26 protein-coding genes are annotated in these 23,405 nt (G+C 76.2%); 14 read left to right on the top strand and 12 right to left on the bottom strand.

Going from position 1 to position 23,405, the window contains the following annotated elements; genetic code table 11:
* Window positions 1-26: 26 nt before the first annotated feature.
* Window positions 27-755 (bottom strand): response regulator transcription factor, encoded by a 729-nt coding sequence (locus ACFO3M_RS09445; protein ID WP_456904131.1) that lies wholly within the window; start codon window positions 753-755, stop codon window positions 27-29.
* A gap of 106 nt (window positions 756-861) precedes the next feature.
* Complete coding sequence (locus ACFO3M_RS09450) at window positions 862-1,677, bottom strand: siderophore-interacting protein (RefSeq protein WP_387988330.1); 816 nt, start codon at window positions 1,675-1,677, stop codon at window positions 862-864.
* Window positions 1,678-1,987: 310 nt separating this feature from the next.
* Here ACFO3M_RS09450 and ACFO3M_RS09455 point away from each other — a divergent pair, with 310 nt between their 5' ends.
* Together ACFO3M_RS09455 and ACFO3M_RS09460 are read left to right on the top strand one after the other, a co-directional pair.
* Window positions 1,988-2,197 (top strand): hypervirulence associated TUDOR domain-containing protein, encoded by a 210-nt coding sequence (locus ACFO3M_RS09455; RefSeq protein ID WP_387988331.1) that lies wholly within the window; start codon window positions 1,988-1,990, stop codon window positions 2,195-2,197.
* Between the two features lie 31 nt (window positions 2,198-2,228).
* Entirely contained in the window at window positions 2,229-2,651 is a 423-nt protein-coding gene (locus ACFO3M_RS09460) for a DUF2795 domain-containing protein (RefSeq protein WP_387988411.1), read from the top strand.
* 29 nt (window positions 2,652-2,680) lie between these two features.
* On the opposite strand, the gene ACFO3M_RS09465 is transcribed toward ACFO3M_RS09460, so the two are convergent.
* On the bottom strand, window positions 2,681-3,682 hold the full coding sequence (locus tag ACFO3M_RS09465) for a hypothetical protein (RefSeq protein ID WP_387988332.1): 1,002 nt from the start codon (window positions 3,680-3,682) through the stop codon (window positions 2,681-2,683).
* A gap of 196 nt (window positions 3,683-3,878) precedes the next feature.
* On the opposite strand from ACFO3M_RS09465, the gene ACFO3M_RS09470 reads away from it, so the two are divergent.
* Complete coding sequence (locus tag ACFO3M_RS09470; RefSeq protein ID WP_387988333.1) at window positions 3,879-5,972, top strand: LCP family protein; 2,094 nt, start codon at window positions 3,879-3,881, stop codon at window positions 5,970-5,972.
* A gap of 198 nt (window positions 5,973-6,170) precedes the next feature.
* Here the strand turns inward: ACFO3M_RS09470 and pstB are convergent, their stop codons facing one another.
* From pstB to ACFO3M_RS09500, 6 genes are all read right to left on the bottom strand, one after another.
* Entirely contained in the window at window positions 6,171-6,950 is a 780-nt protein-coding gene (gene pstB / locus ACFO3M_RS09475; RefSeq protein WP_387988334.1) for a phosphate ABC transporter ATP-binding protein PstB, read from the bottom strand.
* 26 nt (window positions 6,951-6,976) lie between these two features.
* Window positions 6,977-8,056, bottom strand: coding sequence for a phosphate ABC transporter permease PstA (gene pstA, locus ACFO3M_RS09480; RefSeq protein WP_387988335.1), 1,080 nt, complete (start codon window positions 8,054-8,056; stop codon window positions 6,977-6,979).
* Complete coding sequence (gene pstC, locus ACFO3M_RS09485; RefSeq protein WP_387988336.1) at window positions 8,056-9,009, bottom strand: phosphate ABC transporter permease subunit PstC; 954 nt, start codon at window positions 9,007-9,009, stop codon at window positions 8,056-8,058. Before pstC ends, pstA begins: the two co-directional genes overlap by 1 nt.
* A 104-nt stretch (window positions 9,010-9,113) precedes the next feature.
* Window positions 9,114-10,238 carry a phosphate ABC transporter substrate-binding protein PstS gene (pstS, locus tag ACFO3M_RS09490; RefSeq protein WP_387988337.1) on the bottom strand — a complete coding sequence of 375 codons (1,125 nt, stop codon included), beginning with the start codon at window positions 10,236-10,238 and terminating at the stop codon, window positions 9,114-9,116.
* A gap of 243 nt (window positions 10,239-10,481) precedes the next feature.
* Window positions 10,482-11,420 carry a mycothiol synthase gene (gene mshD, locus ACFO3M_RS09495; protein WP_387988412.1) on the bottom strand — a complete coding sequence of 313 codons (939 nt, stop codon included), beginning with the start codon at window positions 11,418-11,420 and terminating at the stop codon, window positions 10,482-10,484.
* Entirely contained in the window at window positions 11,417-12,187 is a 771-nt protein-coding gene (locus ACFO3M_RS09500; RefSeq protein WP_387988338.1) for a winged helix-turn-helix transcriptional regulator, read from the bottom strand. The genes mshD and ACFO3M_RS09500 overlap by 4 nt, the downstream gene beginning before the upstream one ends.
* Window positions 12,188-12,286: 99 nt before the next feature.
* Between ACFO3M_RS09500 and ACFO3M_RS09505 the strand changes: the two genes are divergently transcribed.
* The 7 genes from ACFO3M_RS09505 to ACFO3M_RS09535 all read left to right on the top strand — a co-directional run bounded on the left by ACFO3M_RS09505 (window position 12,287) and on the right by ACFO3M_RS09535 (window position 16,660).
* Window positions 12,287-13,084, top strand: coding sequence for an alpha/beta hydrolase family protein (locus ACFO3M_RS09505; protein ID WP_387988339.1), 798 nt, complete (start codon window positions 12,287-12,289; stop codon window positions 13,082-13,084).
* Window positions 13,081-13,914 carry a hypothetical protein gene (locus ACFO3M_RS09510; protein ID WP_387988340.1) on the top strand — a complete coding sequence of 278 codons (834 nt, stop codon included), beginning with the start codon at window positions 13,081-13,083 and terminating at the stop codon, window positions 13,912-13,914. The genes ACFO3M_RS09505 and ACFO3M_RS09510 overlap by 4 nt, the downstream gene beginning before the upstream one ends.
* Before the next feature lie 9 nt (window positions 13,915-13,923).
* Window positions 13,924-14,613, top strand: a complete 690-nt coding sequence (locus ACFO3M_RS09515; RefSeq protein WP_387988341.1) for an LmeA family phospholipid-binding protein — start codon at window positions 13,924-13,926, stop codon at window positions 14,611-14,613.
* On the top strand, window positions 14,610-15,095 hold the full coding sequence (locus ACFO3M_RS09520; protein ID WP_387988342.1) for a thioredoxin family protein: 486 nt from the start codon (window positions 14,610-14,612) through the stop codon (window positions 15,093-15,095). The genes ACFO3M_RS09515 and ACFO3M_RS09520 overlap by 4 nt, the downstream gene beginning before the upstream one ends.
* 120 nt (window positions 15,096-15,215) lie before the next feature.
* Window positions 15,216-15,491 carry a DUF4395 family protein gene (locus ACFO3M_RS09525; RefSeq protein ID WP_387988413.1) on the top strand — a complete coding sequence of 92 codons (276 nt, stop codon included), beginning with the start codon at window positions 15,216-15,218 and terminating at the stop codon, window positions 15,489-15,491.
* A 36-nt stretch (window positions 15,492-15,527) separates the two neighbouring features.
* On the top strand, window positions 15,528-16,361 hold the full coding sequence (locus ACFO3M_RS09530) for a sulfurtransferase (RefSeq protein WP_387988343.1): 834 nt from the start codon (window positions 15,528-15,530) through the stop codon (window positions 16,359-16,361).
* 2 nt (window positions 16,362-16,363) lie between these two features.
* A complete protein-coding gene (locus ACFO3M_RS09535) occupies window positions 16,364-16,660 on the top strand; it encodes a DUF1416 domain-containing protein (protein WP_387988344.1) in 297 nt (98 codons plus the stop codon).
* Between the two features lie 107 nt (window positions 16,661-16,767).
* Here ACFO3M_RS09535 and ACFO3M_RS09540 read toward each other — a convergent pair whose 3' ends face one another.
* A complete protein-coding gene (locus tag ACFO3M_RS09540) occupies window positions 16,768-18,000 on the bottom strand; it encodes a PP2C family protein-serine/threonine phosphatase (RefSeq protein WP_387988345.1) in 1,233 nt (410 codons plus the stop codon).
* Window positions 18,001-18,209: 209 nt separating this feature from the next.
* Between ACFO3M_RS09540 and ACFO3M_RS09545 the strand changes: the two genes are divergently transcribed.
* From ACFO3M_RS09545 to ACFO3M_RS09555, 3 genes are all read left to right on the top strand, one after another.
* Window positions 18,210-18,356, top strand: coding sequence for a hypothetical protein (locus ACFO3M_RS09545; RefSeq protein ID WP_387988346.1), 147 nt, complete (start codon window positions 18,210-18,212; stop codon window positions 18,354-18,356).
* A 66-nt stretch (window positions 18,357-18,422) separates the two neighbouring features.
* Complete coding sequence (locus ACFO3M_RS09550; protein ID WP_387988347.1) at window positions 18,423-18,959, top strand: heme-binding beta-barrel domain-containing protein; 537 nt, start codon at window positions 18,423-18,425, stop codon at window positions 18,957-18,959.
* Window positions 18,956-20,656, top strand: a complete 1,701-nt coding sequence (locus ACFO3M_RS09555) for a DUF885 domain-containing protein (protein ID WP_387988348.1) — start codon at window positions 18,956-18,958, stop codon at window positions 20,654-20,656. Before ACFO3M_RS09550 ends, ACFO3M_RS09555 begins: the two co-directional genes overlap by 4 nt.
* On the opposite strand, the gene ACFO3M_RS09560 is transcribed toward ACFO3M_RS09555, so the two are convergent.
* Window positions 20,653-21,348 carry a TetR/AcrR family transcriptional regulator gene (locus ACFO3M_RS09560; RefSeq protein WP_387988349.1) on the bottom strand — a complete coding sequence of 232 codons (696 nt, stop codon included), beginning with the start codon at window positions 21,346-21,348 and terminating at the stop codon, window positions 20,653-20,655. The two genes, ACFO3M_RS09555 and ACFO3M_RS09560, sit on opposite strands and share 4 nt — an antisense overlap.
* A gap of 129 nt (window positions 21,349-21,477) precedes the next feature.
* Here ACFO3M_RS09560 and ACFO3M_RS09565 point away from each other — a divergent pair, with 129 nt between their 5' ends.
* Window positions 21,478-22,410, top strand: a complete 933-nt coding sequence (locus ACFO3M_RS09565; protein WP_387988350.1) for an NAD-dependent epimerase/dehydratase family protein — start codon at window positions 21,478-21,480, stop codon at window positions 22,408-22,410.
* 3 nt (window positions 22,411-22,413) lie between these two features.
* Here ACFO3M_RS09565 and ACFO3M_RS09570 read toward each other — a convergent pair whose 3' ends face one another.
* Window positions 22,414-23,112 carry a hypothetical protein gene (locus tag ACFO3M_RS09570; protein ID WP_387988351.1) on the bottom strand — a complete coding sequence of 233 codons (699 nt, stop codon included), beginning with the start codon at window positions 23,110-23,112 and terminating at the stop codon, window positions 22,414-22,416.
* Window positions 23,113-23,405 lie beyond the last annotated feature (293 nt).

The raw sequence follows: 23,405 nt of genomic DNA on the forward strand, positions 1-23,405 counted from the left end.
TCCGGGAGGAGGACCGGGGGGAGTGCTCACGCGCCGCGGGGCAGGCGCAGGGTGTAGCCCACCCCGCGGATGGTGTGCAGCAGGCGCGGCTCGGTGGTGTCCACCTTGCGCCGCAGGTAGGAGATGTAGGACTCGACGACGTTGGCCTCGCCGTTGAAGTCGTAGTTCCACACGTGGTCCAGGATCTGCGCCTTCGACAGCACCCGCCCGGCGTTGGCCATGAGGTAGCGCAGCAGTTTGAACTCGGTGGGGGACAGGTTCACCACCTGGCCGGCCTTCACCACCTCGTGCGACTCCTCGTCGAGCTCGATGTCGGCGAAGGTGAGCCGGCTGGTCTCGACGGCGCGCTGCTGGCCGGCGCTGCGGCGCAGGACCGCCCGGATGCGGGCGAGCACCTCGTCGAGGCTGAACGGCTTGGTCACGTAGTCGTCGCCGCCGAGGGTCAGCCCGGAGACCTTGTCCTCGGCCGCGTCCCGCGCGGTGAGGAACAGCACCGGGGTGTGCCGGCCGCTCTCCCGCAGCCGGCGGACGACGCCGAAGCCGTCCAGGCCCGGCATCATCACGTCGAGGACCAGCAGGTCGGGCCGGAACGTCGAGGCCAGGGCCAGCGCCTGCTGGCCGTCGGAGGCCGTCGCCACCTCGAACCCGGCGTAGCGCAGGCTGGCCGAGAGCAGCTCGCGGATGTTGGGCTCGTCGTCGACCACCAGGAGGCGCGCCTCCGGGGCGGCGGGCCGAGCGGTGCGGGCTCCCGTCACGACAACTCCCGTCGGACGCCTGGCTGCTGTCGTCATGCCCCGAGGCTCTGCCGCGGAACTGCAGTCCCCCTGGACGCTACCTGTGAGTTCCCTGAGGGCGGCCCTTCTAGCCGGCGGGCGCCATCGCGCGGCCGCGCCGCCAGTAGCCGATGGCGTGGTGCTGGGCGCGGGCGAGCCCCCAGCGGCCGCGCAGGTCGGCCCGCACCGCCCGGACGGCGGCCGACTCGGCGGCCACCCACGCGAAGACGTCGTCGCCGGCCGGGCGCTCCGTCGCGGCCACGGCGTCGGCGAGCAGGGTGCTCTCGCCGGGCGGCGTGCCGCCGCGGTGCAGCCAGCGCACCTCGACGCCGGCCGGCGCGGCGAGCTGCTGCTCCTCCTCCGGCCCGGCGACCTCGAGCAGCGCCGTCCCGACGGTCTCCGGTCCGGCCGCGGCCAGGATGCGGCTGATGGCCGGCAGCGCCGTCTCGTCGCCGGCGAGGAGCAGCGTGCCGGCCGGCCGGTCGCCCAGCGGGCCGCTGCCGGCCACGCCGAGCAGGGCGCCCGGGGCCGCCGCGCCGGCCCAGGCGGCGGCCGGGCCGTCGCCGTGCAGCACGAAGTCGACGTCGACCTCGCCGCGGCCGGGGTCCTGGCGGCGGGCGGTGTAGCTGCGCAGGCTGACGCCGTGCGGCCCGGCCGGCCACACGACCCGGCCGTCCCGGGCCACCGCCGGCCACCGCGGCTCCGGATCCCCCACGCGGGGCACCAGCAGGTTGACCGTGGGCCCGGCCGCGGCGACGGCGGCCGGGGTCCCCGAGAGGACGACCCGGCGCACCGACGGGGTGACGTCGGTGACGGAGACGACGGTGAGGACGTCGACGGGGCGGGGGCTGCCCGGCAGGTGGTCCCCGTCAGCGGGAGCGGGCGGGCCGGCGGGATCGGTCACGCCGGCGAGCGTAGGGACCGGGCCGGGAACGGGGCCGACCCGGCCGACCCCGGGGGAATGGGGTCGACCGGGCCGGCGATCGAGGACGGGTGACCTCACCGAGCGTCACCACTGCTGAACTCTCAGCAGGAGGTTCGCCCGTCCGGTCCCCGTCACTGCACACGCTACGTGAGGACGGCCGTCCTGCCACCGCACGAGCGGGTGACGCCCGCTCTCCGGAGGGTGATCTGCGTCGCTCCGGGTGCCGATGTGTGTGCGCTCCGGACGCCGGGCACGGGGGAGGGACGACCCGACGACACGGAGGTCCGAGATGGCCGACGAGTTCGAGAAGGGTGACCACGTCACCTGGAACAGCCACGGCAGCAAGGCCGAGGGGACCGTCACCCGGAAGATCACGGAGGAGACGGAGGCCGGGGGCCGGAAGGTCAAGGCCAGCTCGGACGACCCCCAGTACGAGGTCGAGAGCGACAAGAGCGGCAAGACGGCGGTGCACAAGCCCTCCGCGCTCGACGAGAAGTAGTCACAGGGACAAGGAGGCGATCGTGAGCGAGATGGACGACGGGTTCGCTGGTGTGTCGTCGCGCAGCAACAAGCACAACCCGCGGCTCGACGAGCAGCTGGAGCACGAGATCCAGGGGATGCTGAAGGCCGAGCGGGCCACCCGGGCCGAGGAGTTCCGGGAGGTCGAGCCGGTCGCCGAGGGCGAGCCGGACATCGCCGCGAACCCCGCGGGCACCCTGGTCGGCGGCGTCCCCGTCGGGATGACCGAGGACGCCGTGGTCGCCCGCGCGGAGCTGGCGCGCTGGCTGGTGCGGGCCGACTTCCCGAACGACGGGCCGGGGCTGGTCGAGGCCGCGCTCGACCACCGGGCGACCGACGCCGTGGTCGACGAGCTGCGCCGGCTGCCCGAGGGCGAGACGTACGAGCGGATCGGCGACGTCGCCCGCGCGCTGGGGTACCCGACCGAGACCTGACCGGCGGGACGAGCGGGACCCGAGGGGGCTCAGGAGCCGGTGCGCTCCTGGGCCCCCTCGCCGCTCTCGTCCTCGGCGATCTCGTCGCGGCCGCGCCGGCGGAACAGCCTGGACCCCGGGAAGCCCTTCACCACCTCGCGGATGTCCTGCATCGTGTCGACGAGGTCGTGCACGTCGGTACCGACGTCGCCCAGCGACTCCAGCACCGGCAGCATCGTCTCGTCGAGGTGCGTGACCACGTCCGGCAGCCGGTCGACCAGGCGGACCAGCGCCTCCACCTCGTGCGGGTCGAGCGTCTCGGCCAGTCGCCGCACCGACGGCGCCAGCCGCGTCAGGGGCTCCTCGTAGCCGGCCAGCAGGGGGTCGATCCGCCCGACCAGTCCCTCGGCGGCGGTGACCGCGCCGTCCGCCCGCCCGAGCGTGCCCTCGGCGCCGTCGACCGCGCTCTCGGCCCGCCCGACGGCGTCCTGCGCCCGCTCGATGGTGGTGCCCACCGCCGCGATGGCCGCGTCGGCCTTCTGCTGGGTGCCCTCGACCGCCTCGATCGCACGGTCCGCGCGGGACTGGGTGCCCTCGACGGCCCTGATGGCGGCGTCGGCGCGGGACTGGGTGCCCTCGACGGCGCCGATGGCGGCGTCCGCGCGGGACTGGGTCTGCTCGACGGCGCCGATGGCGGCGTCCGCGCGGCGCTGGGTGCCCTCGACGGCGCCGATGGCGGCGTCGGCCTTCTGCTGCGTCCCGCCGACCGCGGCGATCGCGGCGTCGGCGGCCCGCAGCGTCGACCCGGCGCCGGCGACCAGTTCGTCGGCGCGCTGCCGCGTCGCGTCGAGGGCGGTCACCGCGCCGTCGACCCGGTCGACCAGGCCCTCCGCACGGTCCACGACGGCGTCGACGCGGTCCAGCAGCCCCTCGAGCCGCCCGATCGCCGCGGCCACCCGGGGCACCAGGGCGAGCGCGTCGGCGACGCCGTCGCGCAGGCTCTCGACGGCGGAGAAGACGTCGGAGGGACCGGGGATCGAGGGCAGCCGCACGCGCCGACGCTACGTCCGCGCACCGGACCCCGCCCGTCCGCGACCGCCCTCCCCCGGTCGTGGCCTGCGGATACGCGACCCGCCCGGCGGGTCACGCCGCGTGCAACCGGTCGAGGCGGCCTTCCGCCCGTATCGTTGAGTGCTGCCGCGTGTGCGGTGAGCGACGGCGCGGACCACGACGATGGGATCGACAGCGGTGCGGGACGAGCGGGGGGACGACCGGGCCGTGGGCGGCGACGCGCCCGGTCCGGTGACCGTCGAGCAGTTGCTCGCCCGCCAGGGCGGCGCCACCGGCCGCCGCGCCGCGCGCCGCACCGGTGAGGTGCCCATCCCGCTGGAGCCCGGCGAGTCACTGCCCTCGCACCGCGGGCCGAAGCCGCCCGTGCCCGGCACTGCCGCCGCGCCGCCGGCCGCCGCACCCCCATCCGCCGCGCCGGAGGAGCCCCGCCGCGGGTTGCCGCCGGTCCCCGCCGCGCCGGCCGGTGTCCAGTACTCCCGTCCGGTCCCGCCGCTGCCCGGCACCCCGCCGAAGGGCGTCCGGCGCCCCGCCTCGGTGACGCCGCCGGCCGGCGTGCAGCACTCCCGCCCCGTCCCGCCGCTGCCGGGGACGCCGCCCGCGGGGACCCACTGGTCGACGCCCGTGCCGCCGCTGCCCGGCACGCCGGCGGCGGGCGTCCAGTACTCCCGCCCGGTCCCGCCGCTGCCCGGCCGCCCCGCGCACCCGCCGATCCCCGGCCTCGACGGGCCGGCGATGTCCGGCGCCGGCAGCACCCGGCGGCCCGTGGCCCCCCGCCCGCCGCGCAGCCCCGGCCGGCGCCGGCTGGTCCGCGCCGCCGTGGCCCTCGGCGTGCTGTTCGGCCTCGTGGTCGGCTATCACGCGGGCCTGTACGCCTACGTCGACCGCAGCATCGCCCGCGTCGCCGCCCTCGCCCCCGAGGGGCCGGAGGTCATCGCCCCGCAGCTGCAGGACGGGTCGACCACCTACCTCGTCGTCGGCACCGACCTCCCCGGCACCGACGGGCCGGCCTCGGTCACCACGCTGCTGGTGCACGTCGCCGCGGACGAGCAGCGCGCCGTCCTGGTCAGCGTCCCGCCGACGGCGTGGGTCGACACCCCCGCCTGCCGGACCGACGACGGCGCCGCCCGCGAGCCCGTCTCCGAGGCGTTCGCCGCGTCGCTGCTGGCCGGCGGGCCCTCGTGCATGGTCCGCGCGGTGCAGCAGCTGTCCGGCCTGCGCGTCGACCACTACCTCGCCGTCGACCTCGGTCGCCTCCCGGCGATGGTCGACGCCGTCGGCGGGGTCAGCGTCTGCCTGCCCACCGCCGGTCCCGCCGACGCCGCCTCGGCCGCCCCGCTGCCGGCCGGCACGTCGGAGCTGACCGGGGCGCAGGTCGGCCGCTACCTGGCGCCCGGCGACGCCGGCTCCGACGTCACGGGGGTCGCCGCGGCCGAGCGCACGCAGCTGCTGCTGTCGGCCACGCTGCGCTCGGCGATGACCGTCGGGACGCTGGCCAACACCTACGACCTCACGCGGTTCCTCACGCGGTCCGCCGGCGCGCTCACCGTCGACGAGCAGACGACGCTCGGCGACCTCCGCACGCTGGCCTCGGCACTGGGCGACCTCGAGGGCGACGCGGTCCAGCGGGCGAGCCTGCCGGTGGCGCAGGTCGGCTACGTGCCGGCCGGCAGCGACCAGGCCTACGTGCTGCTCGACGGCGCCGCCACCCGCACGCTGTTCGACGACGTCATCGAGGACAGCACCGTGCCCGCCGAGCTGGCCACCCCGGTCGCCGCGGCGGCCACCGCCCCGGCGGACCCGGCCGCCGCGGAGACCCCGGCCGCCGACCCCGCCACCGCGCCCGAGCAGGCGCCCGCCAGCCCGGCCGCCCAACCGCTCACCGTGGCGCCGGCCGCCGTCACCGTCGACGTCCTCAACGGGACCGCCACCTCCGGGCTGGCCTCGACCGTGGGCGACCTGCTGCGCCAGCAGGGCTTCGCCGTGGGCCAGGTCGGCAACGAGCGCGGCACGGTCAACCAGACCGTCGTCCGGCACGGCCCCGGGGTGGTCGAGCAGGCGCGCACCGTCGCCGCCGCCGTCCCCGGCGCGGTCCTGCAGCCCAGCGACGCCATCGGCGACACCGTCCAGCTGGTCCTCGGCCCGGGCTACACCGGCGTCGTCCCGGTCCAGGTGCCCCCGGCCCCCGCCCCGGCCGTGGCCGCCGCGCCGGCCCCCGAGACGCCCGCGGCGCCCTCCACGACGGCCGCCCCCGCCACGCCCGTCAGCTGCTGACCGAGGCGCTCCACCGGGTGGGGCCTCGCCCGGCGACTCGTGCACTGGTCCGCATCGGGGGCAGAGCACGAGCGGGCACGGGACCGGATCCGGACGTCGGACGGCCACGGGCCCGGTCAGCAGCTGACCGGGCCCGTGGCCGTCCGTGGCCTCCTCGCAGGGTCCCGCCGCGAGCGGCGGGGGACGAGGGGTCCTCCCTCACCCGAAGCGGCCGGAGATGTAGTCCTCGGTCGCCTTCTGGTCGGGGTTGCTGAAGATCTTCTCGGTCGGGTTGAACTCGATGAGCCGGCCGGGCTGGCCCACGCCGTTGAGGTTGAAGAACCCGGTGGACTGGCTCACCCGCGCCGCCTGCTGCATGTTGTGCGTGACGATGACGATGGTGAACCGCTCCTTGAGCTCGGTCATCAGGTCCTCGATGGCCAGCGTGGAGATCGGGTCCAGGGCCGAGCAGGGCTCGTCCATGAGCAGCACGTCGGGCTCGACGGCGATCGCGCGGGCGATGCACAGCCGCTGCTGCTGACCGCCCGACAGGCCCGAGCCGGGGCGGCCCAGCCGGTCCTTGACCTCGTCCCACAGGTTGGCGCCGCGCAGCGAGCGCTCGACCAGCTCGTCGGTCTCGGCCTTCTTCATCCGCTTGTTGTTGAGCCGGTTGCCGGCGATGACGTTGTCGTAGATGGACATCGTCGGGAACGGGTTGGGCCGCTGGAAGACCATGCCGATCTGCCGGCGGACGTCGACCGGGTCGGTGTCGGCGCCGTAGAGGTCCTGGCCGTCCATGACGACCTTGCCCTCGACGCGGGCACCGGGGATGACCTCGTGCATGCGGTTGAGCGAGCGCAGGAAGGTCGACTTCCCGCAGCCCGACGGCCCGATCAGTGCGGTGATGCTGCGCGGCTCGATGGAGACGTTCACGCCCTCCACGGCCAGGAAGTTGCCGTAGTAGATGTTGAGGTCGGAGACCTCGATGCGCTTGGCCACGGGGGGATCCTCCGGGTCGGGGTCGGTCAGCGACCGGTCTTGGGGGCGAAGAAGCGGCTGATCAGGCGGGCCACGACGTTGAGGACCATCACCAGGATGATGAGGACGAGTGCCGCCGTCCAGGCCCGGTCGAGGAACGCCTGGGTGTCGGTACCCGGCTGCGTGAGCTGGTAGTAGGCGAACACCGGCAGCGTCGCCATGCGCCCGTCGAACGGGTTGAGGTTCGTGCCGGTGATCAGGCCGACGGTGATGAGCAGCGGCGCGGTCTCGCCGATCACGCGCGCCACGGCGAGGGTGATGCCGGTGCCGAGGCCGGCGACGGCGGTCGGCAGGACGACCTTGACGATCGTCCGCCACTTGGGCACGCCCAGGGCGTAGCTGGCCTCCCGCAGCTCGTTGGGGACGAGCTTGAGGACCTCCTCGCAGGAGCGGACGACGACCGGGATCATGAGCACCGAGAGGGCCGCGGACCCCATGAGGCCGAGCCGGACGTCGTTGCCGAACAGCAGCGTGAACAGCGCGAAGGCGAACAGGCCGGCGACGATCGACGGGATGCCGGTCATGACGTCGACGAAGAAGGTGATCGCCTTCTTCAGCCGGCCGGTGCCGTACTCGACGAGGTAGATGGCGGTCAGCAGGCCGATCGGCACCGAGATCACCGCGGTCACCGCGGTGATGACCAGCGTGCCGAAGATGGCGTGGTAGGCGCCGCCGCCCTCGCCCACGACCCGGAACATCGAGTTGGTGAAGAAGGCGGCGTCGAAGCGCGCCAGGCCCTTCTCGAGCACCGTGTAGACCAGCGACACCAGCGGGATCATCGCGATCGCGAAGGCCGTGGTCACCAGCGCGGTGACGAGCCGGTCGGAGGCCTTGCGCGACCCCTCGACGACCCGGGACCCGACGTACACGGCCAGCGTGCCCAGGACGGCGCCGTAGATGACGGTGAGCGCGACGCTGAACCCGGTGAGCGCCGACAGCAGCGCCCCGACCGCGATCCCGGCGGCGTAGAGCCCCAGCGGGGCGAACCGCGGGAGGCGGGAGCGGCGGGGGACCGGGCCGGACGGCTCCGGGGCGACCTGCAGCGTCGACTGCGTGGAGGTGCTCATCAGTTGGCTCCGGAGAAGTCGGCGCGCCGGTTGACGATCCAGCGGGCGAGCATGTTGACCGCGAGGGTGATGACGAACAGCACCAGGCCGCTGGCGATCAGGGTGTTGATCCCCAGGCCGGTGGCCTCGGGGAAGCGCAGGGCGATGTTCGACGCGATGGTCGAGGGGTTCGAGCTGCTGATCAGGTTGAGCGTGGCGCCGGCGCCGCCGGACAGCACGATGGCCACCGCCATCGTCTCGCCGAGCGCGCGGCCCAGGCCCAGCATCGCGCCGGCGATGACGCCGGACTTGCCGTAGGGCAGCACCGCCATCTTGATCATCTCCCAGCGCGTGGCGCCGAGGGCGAGCGCGGCCTCGCGGTGCAGGGCCGGGGCCTGGCTGAACACCTCGCGGGAGATGGCCGAGATGATCGGCAGGATCATGACCGCGAGCACCAGGCCGACGGTGAACATCGTGCGGCCGCTGGTGGAGGCCGGGCCCGCGAAGAACGGGAGCCAGCCCAGGTCGTCCGCGGCCCAGACGTGGAACGGGACCAGCGCCGGCGCGAGGACCGCGAGCCCCCAGAAGCCGTAGACGACGCTCGGGATGGCCGCGAGCAGGTCGATCACGTACCCGAGGCCGGCCGCGATGCGGCGGGGCGCGTAGTAGGTGACGAAGAGCGCGATGCCCACCGCCAGCGGCGTGGCCACGATCAGGGCGAGGACGGCGCCGAGGAGCGTGCCGAGGATGAGCGGGCCGATGTAGGCGGCCAGGCCCTCGCCGCCCGGGATGTCCTCCGCCGGCGCGGTGAGGGCGGGGATCGCCTCGCTGATGAGGAAGGCGGCCACGCCCGCGAGCACGAGCAGGATGAAGATGCCGGAGCCCTTGGCGCTGCCGGCGAAGATGCGGTCCCCCGCCCGGCGCACGACGCGCTGCTGCGACGGGGGTGGGGTGGGGGCCTTCGTGGCGGTCACCGTTGCTCCGGGTGGTCGATCGGCGGTGCGGGGAGCCCGTCTCCGGGCGGGGCGGTGGCCCGGGGCGTCGGCCGACGCCCCGGGCCACCGGGTGGGGTGCTGGGTCAGCCGGCGGCCGTGATGGCGTCCACCGCGGGCTGGGCCTGGTCGCGCAGGGTGTCGGAGATCGGCGCGTTGCCGGCGTTGTCGGCGGCGGCCTGCTGGCCGTCCTCGCTGACCACGTAGGACATGAAGGCCTTGACGTTGTCGGCGGTCGCCTGCTCGTCGTACTCGACGCAGCCGATGTGGTAGCTGACCAGGACGATCGGGTACTCGCCCGAGCCCTCGGTCTGCCGGTTGACCTCGATGGCGAAGTCGTACTGGCCACGGCCCTCGACCGCGGGGGAGTTCTCCACGACGGCGGCGGCGGCCTCGGCCGACGGGGCGACGAACTCCGAGCCGACGCCGACGTTGGCGACACCGAGCTCACCGGCGCGGCTGGCGTCGGCGTAGGTCACGGCACCGGCCGTGCTCTCGACGACGCCCACGACGCCGGACGTGCCGTTGGCGGCCTCGCCACCGGGCAGCGGCCACACGCCGTCGGGCTCCGAGGTCCACACGTCACCAGCGGTCTGGAACAGGTAGTCGGTGAAGTTGTCCGTGGTGCCGGAGTCGTCGGCGCGGTGCACGGGGGTGATCGCCGTGTCGGGCAGCTGGGCGTCCGGGTTGGCCTCGGCGATCGCCGGGTCGTTCCAGGTGGTGATCTGGCCGGTGAAGATGCGGGCGATCACGTCGGGCGTGAGGTTCAGCTGGTCGACGCCCTCGAGGTTGAAGATCACCGCGATCGGCGAGATGTAGTTCGGCAGCTCGAAGACCTCGCCGCCACCGCAGCGCTCCTGCGCGGCGGTGAGCTCCTCCTCGTCCAGAGCGGCGTCGGAGCCGGCGAAGTCGGCCCGGCCCTCGATGAACTGCTCGCGGCCCGCGCCGGAGCCGGCCGGGTCGTAGCTGAACTGGACGTCGGGGTACTCGCCCTCGAAGCCGGCCTGCCAGGCCTCCATGGCCGCCTGCTGGCTGCTGGCGCCGGCGCCGACGAGGTCGCCGCTGAGCTCGGCGGCGCTCGCGCCGCTGCCGCCGTCGCCGCCGCCCGAGGCGCTGTCGGACTCGTTGGCGGCGCCACACGCGGCGAGCGTGAGGGTGCTGGCCAGCGCCGTGCTGAGGACGACGGCGCGCGACCGGGTGCTGAGCTTCAAGCCAGTGCCTTTCCGGAGGTGCCCGGACCTCGATGCCGGGCAGGGGAGGACCAACGGAACGGGACGGTAGGCAGCCCAGGTGGCCGGTCCCGGGTCGCTCGATGAACGCCCGGTGAACGCCGGTCGAGCCTTTCCCGACCGGGTGAGAACAGCATCACGTCCGGCAGGTGAACGCGTGCGAGTCGGGTGGCGGTGGACACGTCCGGTGCGGCACAAAGGGACGTTTGCGCCGCGTGCCCGGGATCAGGGGACGCGCCGCCAGGAGACGTCGACGGCGTACCGCGTGAAGCCGGTGCGCTCGTAGAGCGTCACCGCCGCGGTGTTGTCCTCCTCGGTGTAGAGGAGCACCTCGTCCAGCCCGCGCCCGCGCAGGTGTGCCAGGCCGCGCACGGTCAGCGCCCGGCCGAGCCCGAGCCCCTGGGCGTCGGGGTCGATGCCCAGCACGTACACCTCGCCGACGGCGTCCGGGCCGGCGTCGCCGGGCGGGTGCACCTTGGTCCAGTGCGCGCCGAGCAGCGCGCCGCCGGCGTCGGGGTCGCCGCGCCAGGCCAGCAGGAAGCCGGCCGGGTCGAACCAGGGCTCGGCCTCGCGCAGCCGCAGGTCCTCCGGCGTCCAGGCGCCCTGCTCGGGGTGGGCGGCGAAGGCCCGCGCGTTGAGCCGCAGCCAGGCGGCCTCGTCCCGGCCGGGGCGGAAGGCGGCCACGGACACGTCCGGCGGGAGCGGGGCGGCGGCGTCGAGGTCGGCGTCGGTGAGCGGGCGGCGCATCTGCAGCAGCACGCGGGCCCGGGTGTAGCCGCGGGCGCCGGCCAGCGCGGTGGCGGCCGGCAGGTCGCCGTGCGCCCAGACCCGCAGCGGACGGCCGTCGGCGAGCTCCTCGAGCCGGGTCAGCAGCGCGCCGCCCACCCCGCGCTCCCGGGCCGTGGGCGCGACGACCAGCTCGGCCTCGGCGTCCCCGGTGCCGTCACCGAGCTCGAGCCGGGCGTAGCCGGTGAGCGGGCCGTCCGGCTCGGTGGCGACGACGTCCCGGCCGCCGGGCGGGCCGCCGTGCTGCAGCCGCAGCTCGGCCTCCTCCGACAGCGGGCGGACGCCGTCGGCCGCCGCGGCCGCGCGCAGCAGCGCGAGGACGGCGGCGGTCCGCGCGGGGTCGAGCCCGGCGGAGTCGGAGACGGCGACGGCGCTCAGAGCAGCGGGGCGGTGGTGGGCGAGGTGTCGGCGACCGTGCCGGCGGACCGCTCGGCCTCGGCGCGGGCGGCCGCGGCGGTCGCGTCGGCGACCTGCTGGTCGAGCTTGTAGCCGACGTTGCGGACGGTGCCGATCAGCGCCTCGTGCTCGGTGCCGAGCTTGGCGCGCAGCCGGCGCACGTGGACGTCGACGGTGCGGGTGCCGCCGAAGTAGTCGTAGCCCCAGATCTCCTGCAGCAGCTGGGCGCGGGAGAACACCCGGCCCGGGTGCTGGGCGAGGTACTTGAGGAGCTCGAACTCCTTGTAGGTGAGGTCGAGCGGGCGGCCGCGCAGCTTCGCCGAGTAGCTGTGCTCGTCGATGACCAGCTCGCCGGCCTGGGTGACGCCGCCGTCGGCGCCGTCGGCGGGCGTGGTCGCGGCGAGCCGGCGGGCGGTGGCCCACTTCAGCCGGGCGTCCACCTCGGCCGGGCCGGCGGTGTCGAGCAGGACGTCGTCGACGCCCCAGTCGGCCGACAGCGCGACCAGCCCGCCCTCGGACAGGACCGCGACGAGGGCGGAGGCCACGCCGGTCGAGGACAGCAGGCTGCACAGCGTGCGCGCCTGGATGAGGTCGTGGCGGGCGTCGACGAGCACGACGTCGCCGGAGTCGCCGTCGAGCAGGCTCGACAGCTCGGGGGCAACGACGCGGACCTGGTGGCCGAGCAGCCCCAGGGCGGGCAGCACCTCGGTGGTCGCCTGACGCGCCGCGGTCATGAGCACGAGTCGCATGTCGTCTCCTCGGGGAGGGCATCGACGGCGCTGTCGAACCGAGACCGCAGGATAGCCGACGTGCGTCCCGTTCCCTCCGAGGTCACCCGAGCGCGTCCGGTGACGGTCCGCACCGAGGACGGCGTGCGGCTCGAGGGCGTCGTCGTCCCGGCCTCGGGGTCGGCGACGGGCACGGTCTTCGTCGTGGCGCACGGGTTCACCAACTCCACCGCCTACCCGCCGTTCCGGCGGATGGCCGGCTGGCTGTCCCGGTTCGGCGAGGTGCGCGCCCTGGACTTCCGCGGGCACGGCCGCTCCGGCGGCGGCACGGGGGCCGGCGGCGACGACGAGCTGCGCGACGTCGACGCGGCGGTGGCCGCGGCGCGGGCCGACGGCGCGGGCGCGGTGGTGACCCTCGGGCTGTCCATGGGCGGGGGCGCGGTGCTGCGGCAGGCGGCGCACGGCCGGCACCGCCCTGACGCGGTGGTCGCCGTCAGCGCGGTCAGCCGCTGGTACGTCCGCGACACCCCGCCCATGCGCCGCGTGCACTGGCTGCTGGAGACGACGCTCGGCCGGCGGGCCGGCGCGCGCCTGCTCGGCGTCCGCCTGGCGCCGCCGTGGGAGACCGTGCCGTCGTCGCCGCTGGAGGCGGTCGCCCGGATCGCCCCGACGCCGCTGCTGCTCGTGCACGGCGACCGGGACGCCTACTTCCCGCTCGAGCACGCCCGCGCGCTGGCACGGGCGGCCGGCCCGACGGCGACCGCGTGGGTGGTCCCCGGCTTCGGACACGCCGAGAGCGCCCTCACCGCTCCGCTCGTCGAGCGCGTCGGGCGCTGGGCGTCTGCGACGATCGGGGGCGAGCGGGAGGTGCCGGCGCCGACGGGGGCGCCGGGCGGTCCCGGGCAGGAGGGGACGTGACCACGGCGCTGGACTCCCCGCCCGCCGCCCGCGCGCGGCACGCCGCCGCGGCCGTCGTCGCCGGCGCCGCCGTCGCACTGGTGCTGCTCGCGCCGGACCTGCTCGGGGAGCACGGCCGCCTGGCCGCCGTCCTCGTGCTGCAGGCCCTCCTCGTCGCGGGCTGGGTGGCCGCCACGGCGCCGGCCGGGGCGGCGGGTGTCGCGGTGGTCGGGGCGGCGGCCGCCGTCGGCGCCGACCTCGCCGTGGACCTGCTCGCCGGTGACGCGGACCGGCCCGGCCCCGGGTTGCTGCTGGCCGTCGCCGGGCCCGCGCTGATCGTCGCGGTGCTGCACCAGATGCTGCGCCGGCCGCCGCGCACCGACGTCGTCGGCTCGCTGGGCAGCGTGGCGCTGCTGGTCACCGCCGTCTGCGCGCTGGCGCTCCTGCTGCTGCCCGACGTCGCCGGCGACGACGGCGAGGTCGCCGCCGCGCCGCTGCTCACCGCCGGCGCCGCGCTGGTCGTCGCGCACCTCGCCGACGCCGTGCTGCCCCGCCCCGCGGTGGCCCCGGGCGCCGACCGCGGCGTGACGGGGCTGCTGCTCGCCGTGGCTACCGGGGTCGTGGTCACGCTGGTGGCGGGCGGCACCGGCGGGACGGCCGACGTCGTCGGCGGCGTCGCGACCGGCCTGGTGCTGGGCCTCGTCGCGGGCCTCGCCGGGACCGCCGCCTCGTTCGCGGTGGGCGGCGCCGGGGAGCGGCGCCGCGGTGCCGCCGTCGCCGGGGTCGCGGTCGAGGCCGTGCTGCCGCTGGCCGTCTGCGCGCCGGTGCTGCTGGCCCTGGCCGCCGTCTGATCCGCAGCCGTGCGCGCCCTGCTCGTCGTCCTCGCGCTGGTGGTCGTCCTCGCGCTGGTGGCCGACCCGGTCGCCGAGGGCGTCGCCGAGGACCGGGTCGCCGAGGCGCTGCGGGACGCCGGCGGGCTGGCCGGGACGCCCGACGTCGACGTCCGGGGCTGGCCGTTCCTCACCCAGGCGGTGTCGGGGACCTACGAGGACGTCCGCATCTCCCTGACCGCCGCCGAGCTCCGGCAGCCGGAGGGGACCACCGCCGACGTCCGGCTGCGCGGGGCGCACGTGCCGCTGTCCGACGCGCTGTCGGGGTCCGTGCGCGAGGTGCCGGTGGACCGGGTCGACGGCACGGCGACGCTGTCCTACGAGCTGCTCGCGCAGCAGCTCGGCGGCGACACCACCGTGGCCCGCGAGGGCGACGGGCTGCGGGTCACCCGGACCGTGGAGGTGCTCGGCCACACCGTCCCGCTCACCGCCGCGGGCACGGTGTCGCTGGACGGCCAGGACCTCGTGGTCGACGTCGAGGAGGCCGACGCGGCCGGTGTCGACGTGCCCGACGTCGTCGTCGACCGGGCGAGCGACCTGCTCGACCTGCGCTACCCGGTCGAGCTGCCGTTCGGACTGGAGCTGACCGGCCTGCGCCCGGCCGACGCCGGCGTCGAGGTCACCGCCGCGGCCACCGACACGGTGCTGCGCGCGCCATGAGCCGCCCGGGAATGCGCACCGAGGCGGTCGGGTTGGTGCGGGGGACGAGCGGGACCGCCCCGGCGGTGCTCGCCGGGGCGCTCGTGCCGACCGCCGCGGCGGCCCGGTGGCTGCGCACCCGCGACGGCCGGCCCAGGACGGAGGAGGAGCCCGTGGGCGGACCGACCGCGGTCCTCGAGGAGCTCGGCGTGCGGCCGGGCGAGGCGGACCTGACCGTCGTCCAGTTCTCCACCGCGTTCTGCGGGCCGTGCCGCACCACCCGCGCCCGGCTGCAGCACCTGGAGGCGACCCGGCCGGGCCTGGCGTACGTGCACGTCGACGCCGAGAGCCACCTCGACGCCGTGCGCGAGCTCGACGTCCGGCGCACGCCGACGCTGTTCTACCTGGACCGGTCGGGCAGGCTGCTGGGCCGCAGCAGCGGCGCCCCGCGCCCGGGGGAGCTCACCGCCCTGGTGGACGCGCACACGGGCGCCCGGTCGTGATCGGCTACCCTCGCCGCGTGGGCACCCTGCTGACCTCGCGCCGCACAGTGGACCTGTGCCGCGTCGGCAGCTGCCTGTGTCGCGCCTCCTGAGGGCGGTTCCACCCCGCCCAGACGTGCCCTGACCGCCGTCCGGAGACCCCTCTTCATGCCCCTGAGTCCTGCCCGCACGGTCGACGTGCGCGGGCCCCGCCCCACCGCGTGGGTCACCGGCGCCGTCCTGGCCCTCGTCTCCGCCGTCGGCGCGGCGGGGTACCTGCTCGGTGCGCCGGTGCTCGGCGCCGTCGCCACCGGGTTCGTCCTCGTCGCGGCCCTGCTCGGCGCGGCCACCGCGTCCTGCCCCGGCCGCGAGCCGTACCCGACCGTCCGGCGGGCCCGTCCCGCCCCCACCGCCTGACCGTCCGCACACCCACCACAGGGAGGAAGACCCCCCATGAGCCGCAACGACGTGCTCGTCACCGCCGACTGGGCGCAGGAGAACATCGGCGCCCCCGGCATCGTCTTCGTCGAGGTCGACGAGGACACCAGCGCCTACGACAAGGGCCACATCGAGGGCGCGGTCAAGCTGGACTGGAAGACCGACCTCCAGGACCCGCTGCGCCGCGACTTCGTGGGCAAGGAGCAGTTCGAGGAGCTGCTGTCCGCCAAGGGCATCGGCAACGACGACACCGTCGTCCTCTACGGCGGCAACAACAACTGGTTCGCCGCCTACGCCTACTGGTACTTCAAGCTCTACGGCCACGACCAGGTCAAGCTCCTCGACGGCGGCCGCAAGAAGTGGGAGCTCGACAGCCGCCCGCTGTCCTCCGACGCCGTCGAGCGCCCGGCCACCCAGTACCGGGCCCAGGAGCCCGACACCTCCATCCGCGCCTTCCGCGACGAGGTCGTCGCCGCGATCGGCCAGCAGAACCTGGTCGACGTCCGCTCGCCCGACGAGTTCGCCGGCAAGCTGGTCGCCCCCGCCCACCTCCCGCAGGAGGGCGCGCAGCGTCCCGGCCACATCCCGACCGCGGTGAACGTGCCGTGGAGCAAGGCGGCCAACGAGGACGGCACCTTCAAGAGCGACGACGAGCTGCGCAAGCTCTACGCCGACGCCGGCCTCGACGAGTCCAAGGACACCATCGCCTACTGCCGGATCGGTGAGCGCTCGAGCCACACCTGGTTCGTGCTGCGCGAGCTGCTCGGCCACCAGAACGTCAAGAACTACGACGGCTCCTGGACCGAGTACGGCTCGCTGGTCGGTGTCCCGATCGAGAAGGGGGCCTGAGCGTGTGCGGCGCCCCGAGGCAGGGCGGTGCCCTCGCCGGGATCGACCTGGCCACCCAGACGGTGATCCAGGGCCAGGTGTGGCACGACGGCGCGCCGGTGGCCGGTGCCTACGTCCGGCTGCTCGACGCCACCGACGAGTTCACCGCCGAGGTGGTCACCAGCCCGGAGGGCGAGTTCCGCTTCTTCGCCGCACCGGGCACCTGGAAGCTGCGCTCGCTGGCCCCCGTCGGCCGCGGTGAGCGCGTCGTCGAGGCCGAGGTCGGGCTGACGGAGACGACCGTCGTCCTCGAGAAGTAGTCCCCTGCGCACGGCGCCCCTCCCGGCTGCGGCCGGGAGGGGCGCCGTCGTGTCCGGGGTCGGTCGTGTCCGGGGTCGGTCGTGTCCGGGGTCGGTCGTGTCCGGGGTCAGGAGATGCCGGGCGGGAGCCGGTTGGGGCCGGCCTCCGGGGGGCGCGGCCGGTCCTCGGGGAACGCGCGGACGGCGACCAGCGCGACGTCGTCGGCGCCGGCCGCGGGCACCATCCGGGCCAGCACGGTGTCGCACAGCTCCTCCAGCGGGACCTCGCCGAGGTCGCGCAGGGCCTCCCGCAGCGCCGCCAGCCCGGCGTCGAGGTCGGCGTCGCGGCGCTCGACCAGGCCGTCGGTGACGAGGAGCAGGGTGTGCCCGTCCGCCAGCTCGGCCGTGTGGTCGGTGCGCCGCGTGTCGGGATCGACGCCGAGCATGCGGTCGGGGCGGGTCTCCAGCAGCGTGGTGGTCCCGTCCGGGGCGAGCAGGACCGGCGGCAGGTGGCCGGCGTTGCTCCAGCGCAGCACCCGGGTCCCGGCCACCGGCACGTCCGGGTGCCGCTCGACGCGGGCGAGCGCCACGGTGGCCAGGGTGCCCACCGCGAGGCCGCGCGCCGCGCGCTCGGTCCGCGTCAGCGTCGCCGACGGCGGTTCCTGCTGGTCCCAGGCCAGCGCCCGCACCAGCCCGCGCAGCTGGCCCATCGCCGCCGCGGCGTCGCTGTCGTGGCCGACGACGTCGCCGATCACGAGCACCGTCGCGCCGTCGGGCTGGAGGAAGGCGTCGTACCAGTCACCGCCGACCCGGGCGCCGTCGGCGGCCGGGCGGTAGCGGACCGCGATCTGCAGGTGGTCCGGCTCCGGCGGCGGGGTGAGCAGCGCCTGCTGCAGCCGGTCGGACAGCGCTCGCTCGACGGCGGCCTGCTCGGTGACCCGCCGCAGCTCCTCGGCCTGCCGGCGTGCGGCGAGCCGGTCGGTGAGGTCGCGGAAGGAGACGACGACGCCGGTCACCTCACCGTCCTCCACCATCGGGACGGCGATGAGCTCCACGGGCACCGGCGTGCCGTCCGTGCGCCAGAACACCTCCGAGTCGGCGGCGACGGTCCGGCCGGACCGCAGCGCCCGCCAGACCGGGCACTCCTCGCGGGGGTACGGGGAGCCGTCGGGCCGCCGGTGGTGCATGAGCTCGTGCTGGTCGTGACCGAGCTGCTCGGCGGCGGGCCGGCCGGTGATCCGCTCGGCGGCCGGGTTGACGAACTCCACCCGCCCGGCCAGGTCGAGGCCGTAGATCCCGTCGGCGACGGTCGCGAGCACCCGTTCGTGGCGGGCCGCCGTCCGGGCGAGCTCGGCCTCCACCCGGTGCAGGCCGTCCGCCGTGGTCCGTGGGTCGATGGCGCCGTCCTCCTCCGCTCCGCCGGGCCGTGACCCCTCCAGGGTGCCCGACGCGCTCAGGTGCGCAGCCCGGGCACCGCCGCGGCGGGTGGCCTCCCGTGATCGGCACGGCGCCCATCCGCCCCGCGGCGGGTCCCGCGGCGCAGCGCCGGGTGGGTGCCTACCGTGGCGTCGTGGTCGCCGCCTGGGTCCTCGTCGCGCTCGCCGTGCTGCTGGCGGTCGCGTGCGGCGTCGCCGCGAGGCGGCTGGCCCGGCGGCCGGCCGAGCGGTCCCGCCGCGTGCCGCCGTCGCCGCCGGGCCGGCCCGCCGGCGGGCGCTGACCGCCGCGGGAGCGCAGGTCGCGGCCGGGCTACGGTGGCGGGCATGCCTCCCCGGGACGCCGGCCGGTGACCGGCCCGACCGAACTGCCCGTCGCCGACACCGTCGACGTCCGCGAGGGCCCCGAGGTGGCGCACGCACTGCTGTCGGTGCTGCCGCTGCTGGGCGAGTGGCACGGCGAGGGCGTGCTCGCCGGCGGGGACGCCGGCGACCGGCGCTTCGGCCAGTGGATCCGGTTCGCCCACGACGGCCGCGACTTCCTCGCCTACGAGTCGCGCACCTGGCTGATCGGCGACGACGGCCGGGTCGAGGGCCCCGCGTCCCGCGAGTCCGGCTTCTGGCGGCCGCGCGGCGAGGACGACGTCGAGCTGCTGGTGACCAGCGCCGAGGGCGTGCTCGAGCTGTACGTCGGCCGCGCCCGCACGACGACGAGCTGGGAGCTCACCACCGACGTCGTCGCGCGGACCCAGGACGCGCCGGACACCACCCGCGCCGTGCGGCTGTACGGCATCGTCGAGGGGGCGCTCATGTACGCCGTCGACCGCGCCGGCGCGGACACCCCGCTGCGGCCCACCATGTCGGCGCGGCTGGAGCGGCTGCGGTGACCGCCCCGGGAGACACGCCCCGGCAGGTGGCCGACCGCTACGTCGACGCCGTCTGCGACCTCGACCCGATCGTCGCGACGTCGCTGGGCACCCGGCCCGGCGACGACCGGCTGCCCGATCCCAGCCCCGCCGGCCTCGAGGCGGAGGCCGAGCTGACCCGCTCGACGCTGGGCGAGCTGGACGCCGTCCTCGCCGCCGACCCGGCGCTGGACGAGGACCCGGTCGAGCGCCGCTGCGCCCGGCTGCTGCACGAGCGGCTGGGCGCCGAGCTGGCCGCGCACGAGGCCGGCGAGGGCTTCCGGGCGCTGTCGAACCTGTTCAGCCCGGTGCACTCCATCCGCCAGGTCTTCCTGCTCATGCCGACGGCGACCGACGACGACTGGGGCGTGGTCGCCCGCCGGATGGCCCGGGTGCCCGAGGCCTACCGCGGCTACCTCGACACGCTGCGCGAGGGCGCCCGCCGCGGGCTGTTCGTGGCGCCGCGGCAGGTGTCCACCGTCGTCGGCCAGCTCGGCGAGTGGCTCACCGGGCCGTTCTTCGGCGGGCTGGCGGCCTCCGGCCCCGACGCGGTGCGCGGCGACCTCGACGCCGCCGCCCGCGCGGCCGACGCCGCGGTGGCCGAGGTGCGCGACTTCCTGCGCGACGAGTACCTCCCGCGGGCGGAGGGGACGCCGGACGCCGTCGGCCGGGACCGGTACGCCGTCGCCGCCCGCCGGTGGAACGGCTCGGACCTCGGCGCGGGGGAGGGCCTGGAGGAGGCCTACGCGTGGGGCTGGGCCGAGCACCGGCGGCTGCTGGCCGAGCAGCAGGCCGAGGCCCGGGCGCTGCGGCCGGGCTCCTCGCCCAAGGAGGCCATGGCCTGGCTCGACGAGCACGGCCCCGCCGTCGACGGCGTCGAGGCCGTCCGGCAGCGGCTGCAGGCGATGATGGACGAGGCGGTCACCGCCCTCGACGGCACCCACTTCGACCTCGCCGAGCCGGTCCGCCGGGTGGAGGCGATGATCGCGCCGCCCGGCAGCGCGGCGGCGCCGTACTACACCCGCCCGGCGCAGGACTTCTCCCGGCCGGGCCGCACCTGGCTGCCGACGCTGGGCCGCGAGCGGTTCCCGCTCTGGGACCTGGTGTCGATCTGGTACCACGAGGGCGTCCCGGGCCACCACCTGCAGCTGGCGCAGTGGGCCTACGTCTCCGGCGACCTGTCCACCTACCAGACGTCGCTGGGCTCGGTCAGCGCGAACGTCGAGGGCTGGGCGCTGTACGCCGAGCGGCTCATGGACGAGCTCGGGTACCTCACCGACACCGGCGCCCGGATGGGCTACCTCGACGCCCAGCAGCTGCGCGCCATCCGCGTGGTCATCGACATCGGCATGCACCTGCGCCTGCCGGTGCCCGAGGACGCCGAGGGCGTGCTGGCCGAGCACCGCGGGCAGCCGTGGACGCCGGAGCTCGCGCGGGCGTTCGCCGGCGAGCACCTGGGCAGCGACCCGGCGTTCCTCGACAGCGAGCTGATCCGCTACCTGGGCCTGCCCGGGCAGGCGATCAGCTACAAGCTCGGCGAGCGCGCCTGGCTGGCCGGCCGGGCGGCGGCGCAGCGGGCGCGCGGTGCCGACTTCGACCTGAAGGCCTGGCACATGGCGGCGCTGTCGCAGGGCTCGCTCGGGCTCGACGACCTCGAGGCCGAGCTCGCGGTCCTCTAGTCCGGGGGTCCGTCCGCGGTCAGCCCGATCAGCGCACCGAGCTCGGCCACCGCGCGGGCGAAGTAGGCGTCGGCGTCCTCGACCGACCCGGTGAGGTGGCCGAACAGCTCGAAGCTGACCGTGCCGTACAGCGCGCTCCAGGCCAGCAGGGCGCGCACCCGGACGGCGTCGTCGATGCCCGGGGCGTCCTGGCCCAGGATCTCGACCGCCACGTCGCCGAGCAGGCCGGGCACCCGGCCGCCGTACCCGTGCAGCCGGCCCGCCCGGGCGGCGTCGGCGAGCACGCGGCCGAGGACGACGCCGACCCGCGACGCGGCCGGGACGGTGTCGCGCGGCGCGCTGTAGCCGGGGACGGGGGAGCCGTAGAGCAGCGCCCACTCGTGCGGGTGGGCCCGGGCCCGGTCGCGCACCGCCGCGCACACGGCCGCCCAGCGCCGCTCCGGCGCCGCGGCCGGGTCGTCGGCGGCCTCGGCCGCCTCCCCGAGGGCGTCGTAGCCGTCGATGATCAGCCGGGTCAGCAGGTCGTCGCGGCTCGGGAAGTAGCGGTACACCGCCGACGACGCCATGCCCAGCTCCCGCGCCACCGCGCGCAGCGACAGCCCCGCCGCCCCGACCTCGGCGAGCTGGCGGCGAGCCGCCTCGGTGATCTCGGCGGTCAGCTCGGCGCGGACGCGCTGGCGGGCGGTGGGCACCCGGCCATGCTCCCCGGCGAGAGCGCTGTACACAAGGGAGAGCACTGCTCTTGACAGCTCCACTCCGGGTACGAGAGCGTCATCCTCGAACGAGAGCACCGCTCTCGATGAGACGACGAGGAGATCGCCATGGCACTGCACGTGATCGTCGGCAAGGGCCCGGTGGGCACGACGACGGCGGAGCTGCTGGCCGCTCGCGGCCACCGGGTGCGGGTGCTGTCGCGCAGCGGCGGCGTCTCCACCGGCGCGGTCGAGCACCGCCGGGTGGACGCCGCCGACGCCGCGGCCCTCACGGCCGCCACCGAGGGCGCCGCCGCTCTCTACAACGCGGTCAACCCCGCCTACCACCGCTGGACGACCGACTGGCCGCCGGTGGCCGCCGCCCTGCTCACCGCGGCCGAGCGGACGGAGGCGGTGCTCGTGACGATGGCCAACCTCTACGTCTACGGCCGGCCCACCGCGCCGATGACGCCGGAGAGCCCGCTCGCCGCCACCGACACCAAGGGCCGCGTGCGGGTGGCCATGTGGCGGGAGGCGCTGGCCGCGCACGAGGCCGGCCGGATCCGGATGACCGAGGCCCGCGCCGCGGACTTCGTCGGACCGCAGGTGCCGGCCGCGCAGTCGCACCTGGTGCGCCAGCTCCCGGCGCTGCGCCGCGGCCGCCGCGCCTGGGTGGTCGGCGACCCCGACGCGCCCCGCAGCTGGGCGTACCTGCCCGACGTCGCCGCCACGCTCGCGACCCTCGGCACCGACGCGCGGGCGCTGGGCCGGGCCTGGCACGTGCCGAGCACCCCGCCGCGCTCCCAGCGGCAGGCGCTCGGCGACCTCGCGCGGGCGATGGGCCGGGAGCCGGTGCCGGTCAGCGGCATCCCGTGGCCGGTGCTCCGCGCCGCCGGCTGGTTCTCGCCGGTGCTGCGGGAGGTCCTCGACGTGCGGCACCAGTTCGACCAGGAGTACGTGGTCGACGCGACGGCGACCACCGAGGTCTTCGGCCTGACCGCCACACCGTGGGACGAGGTCGTCGCCGCGACCGCCGGCGCGCCGGAGCCGGCGCGGGCCTGAGCCTCAGGCCCGCGGGGCCACCGCGTTGACCGGGTCGCTGTCGGGCGCGACCGGGTCGGCGGGGGCCGCCGGGGCCACCTCGAGCCGGGTGGCCAGCAGCGCGTCGACGGCGGCCACCCCGGCGCCGACGTAGGTGCTGGTGAGCGCGGGGTCGGTGACGACGCACCAGGCGCGGTCGGCCGGCCACCACAGCGCGGCGCTCTGCTCGTACGGCTCGGGGGCGAAGTTGCTGGCGGCCCGCTCCACCGGCCCGCGGGTCAGCAGGAGGTCGGCGCGGGGCAGGCGCAGCCGGGGCAGGTCGGCGGCGCCGCCGTCGTCCCAGCCGAACCAGCACTCGCCCGGCGTCGTGGTCTGGTCCCCGAGGACCGCGGCCAGCTCCCGCGCGACGTGCGCCACCAGGTGGCCCTCGGCGGGGGCGTCGTTCCACAGCCCGGGCTGGTCGGCCTCGCCGAGGTACTCCCAGGAGCCGGTGATGCCGGGCCACTGCATGAGGCGGTGCGCCCGCGTGCCGTTGGCCGCGGCCACCTCGTCCCAGCGGACGTGCACGTCGACGTCGCCGTCGTAGCGGACGGCGGGGTGGAAGACGCGGGCGTAGGCGGGGAAGCGGGCCGGCAGGAGCGCGGCCACGGTGTCGGGGGGAGCGGCACGGACGGCGTCGGTGATCCAACGGCCGGCCGGTGCGGAACGTCCAGCGGTCTGCACGGCCGCCGTTCCTCCCCCTCAGCGCGCTGGGCGGGTCCGTGCCCAGGGACGGACAACCCCCGGGCCGCTCCGCGGCGCCACCTCGGGAGGCGGCAGCTCACGGGCCGACTGGACAAGTGTCGGCAGCCCGGGGGTCGGGTGACTGTCCGGTTCTCGCTCGCCGCCGTACGACGGACGGGCGATCATGCCGTCGTTCGGATTCCACTCCGAACGGGCGGCCCATCTGGACGGCGGCTAGCGGACAGCCACCTCACGAGTCCGATAAGAATTCAATTGTTCGGACCACCTCCCCT

The sequence above is a fragment of the Geodermatophilus arenarius genome (assembly GCF_042654585.1).
In the GTDB taxonomy this organism is placed as follows: domain Bacteria; phylum Actinomycetota; class Actinomycetes; order Mycobacteriales; family Geodermatophilaceae; genus Geodermatophilus; species Geodermatophilus arenarius.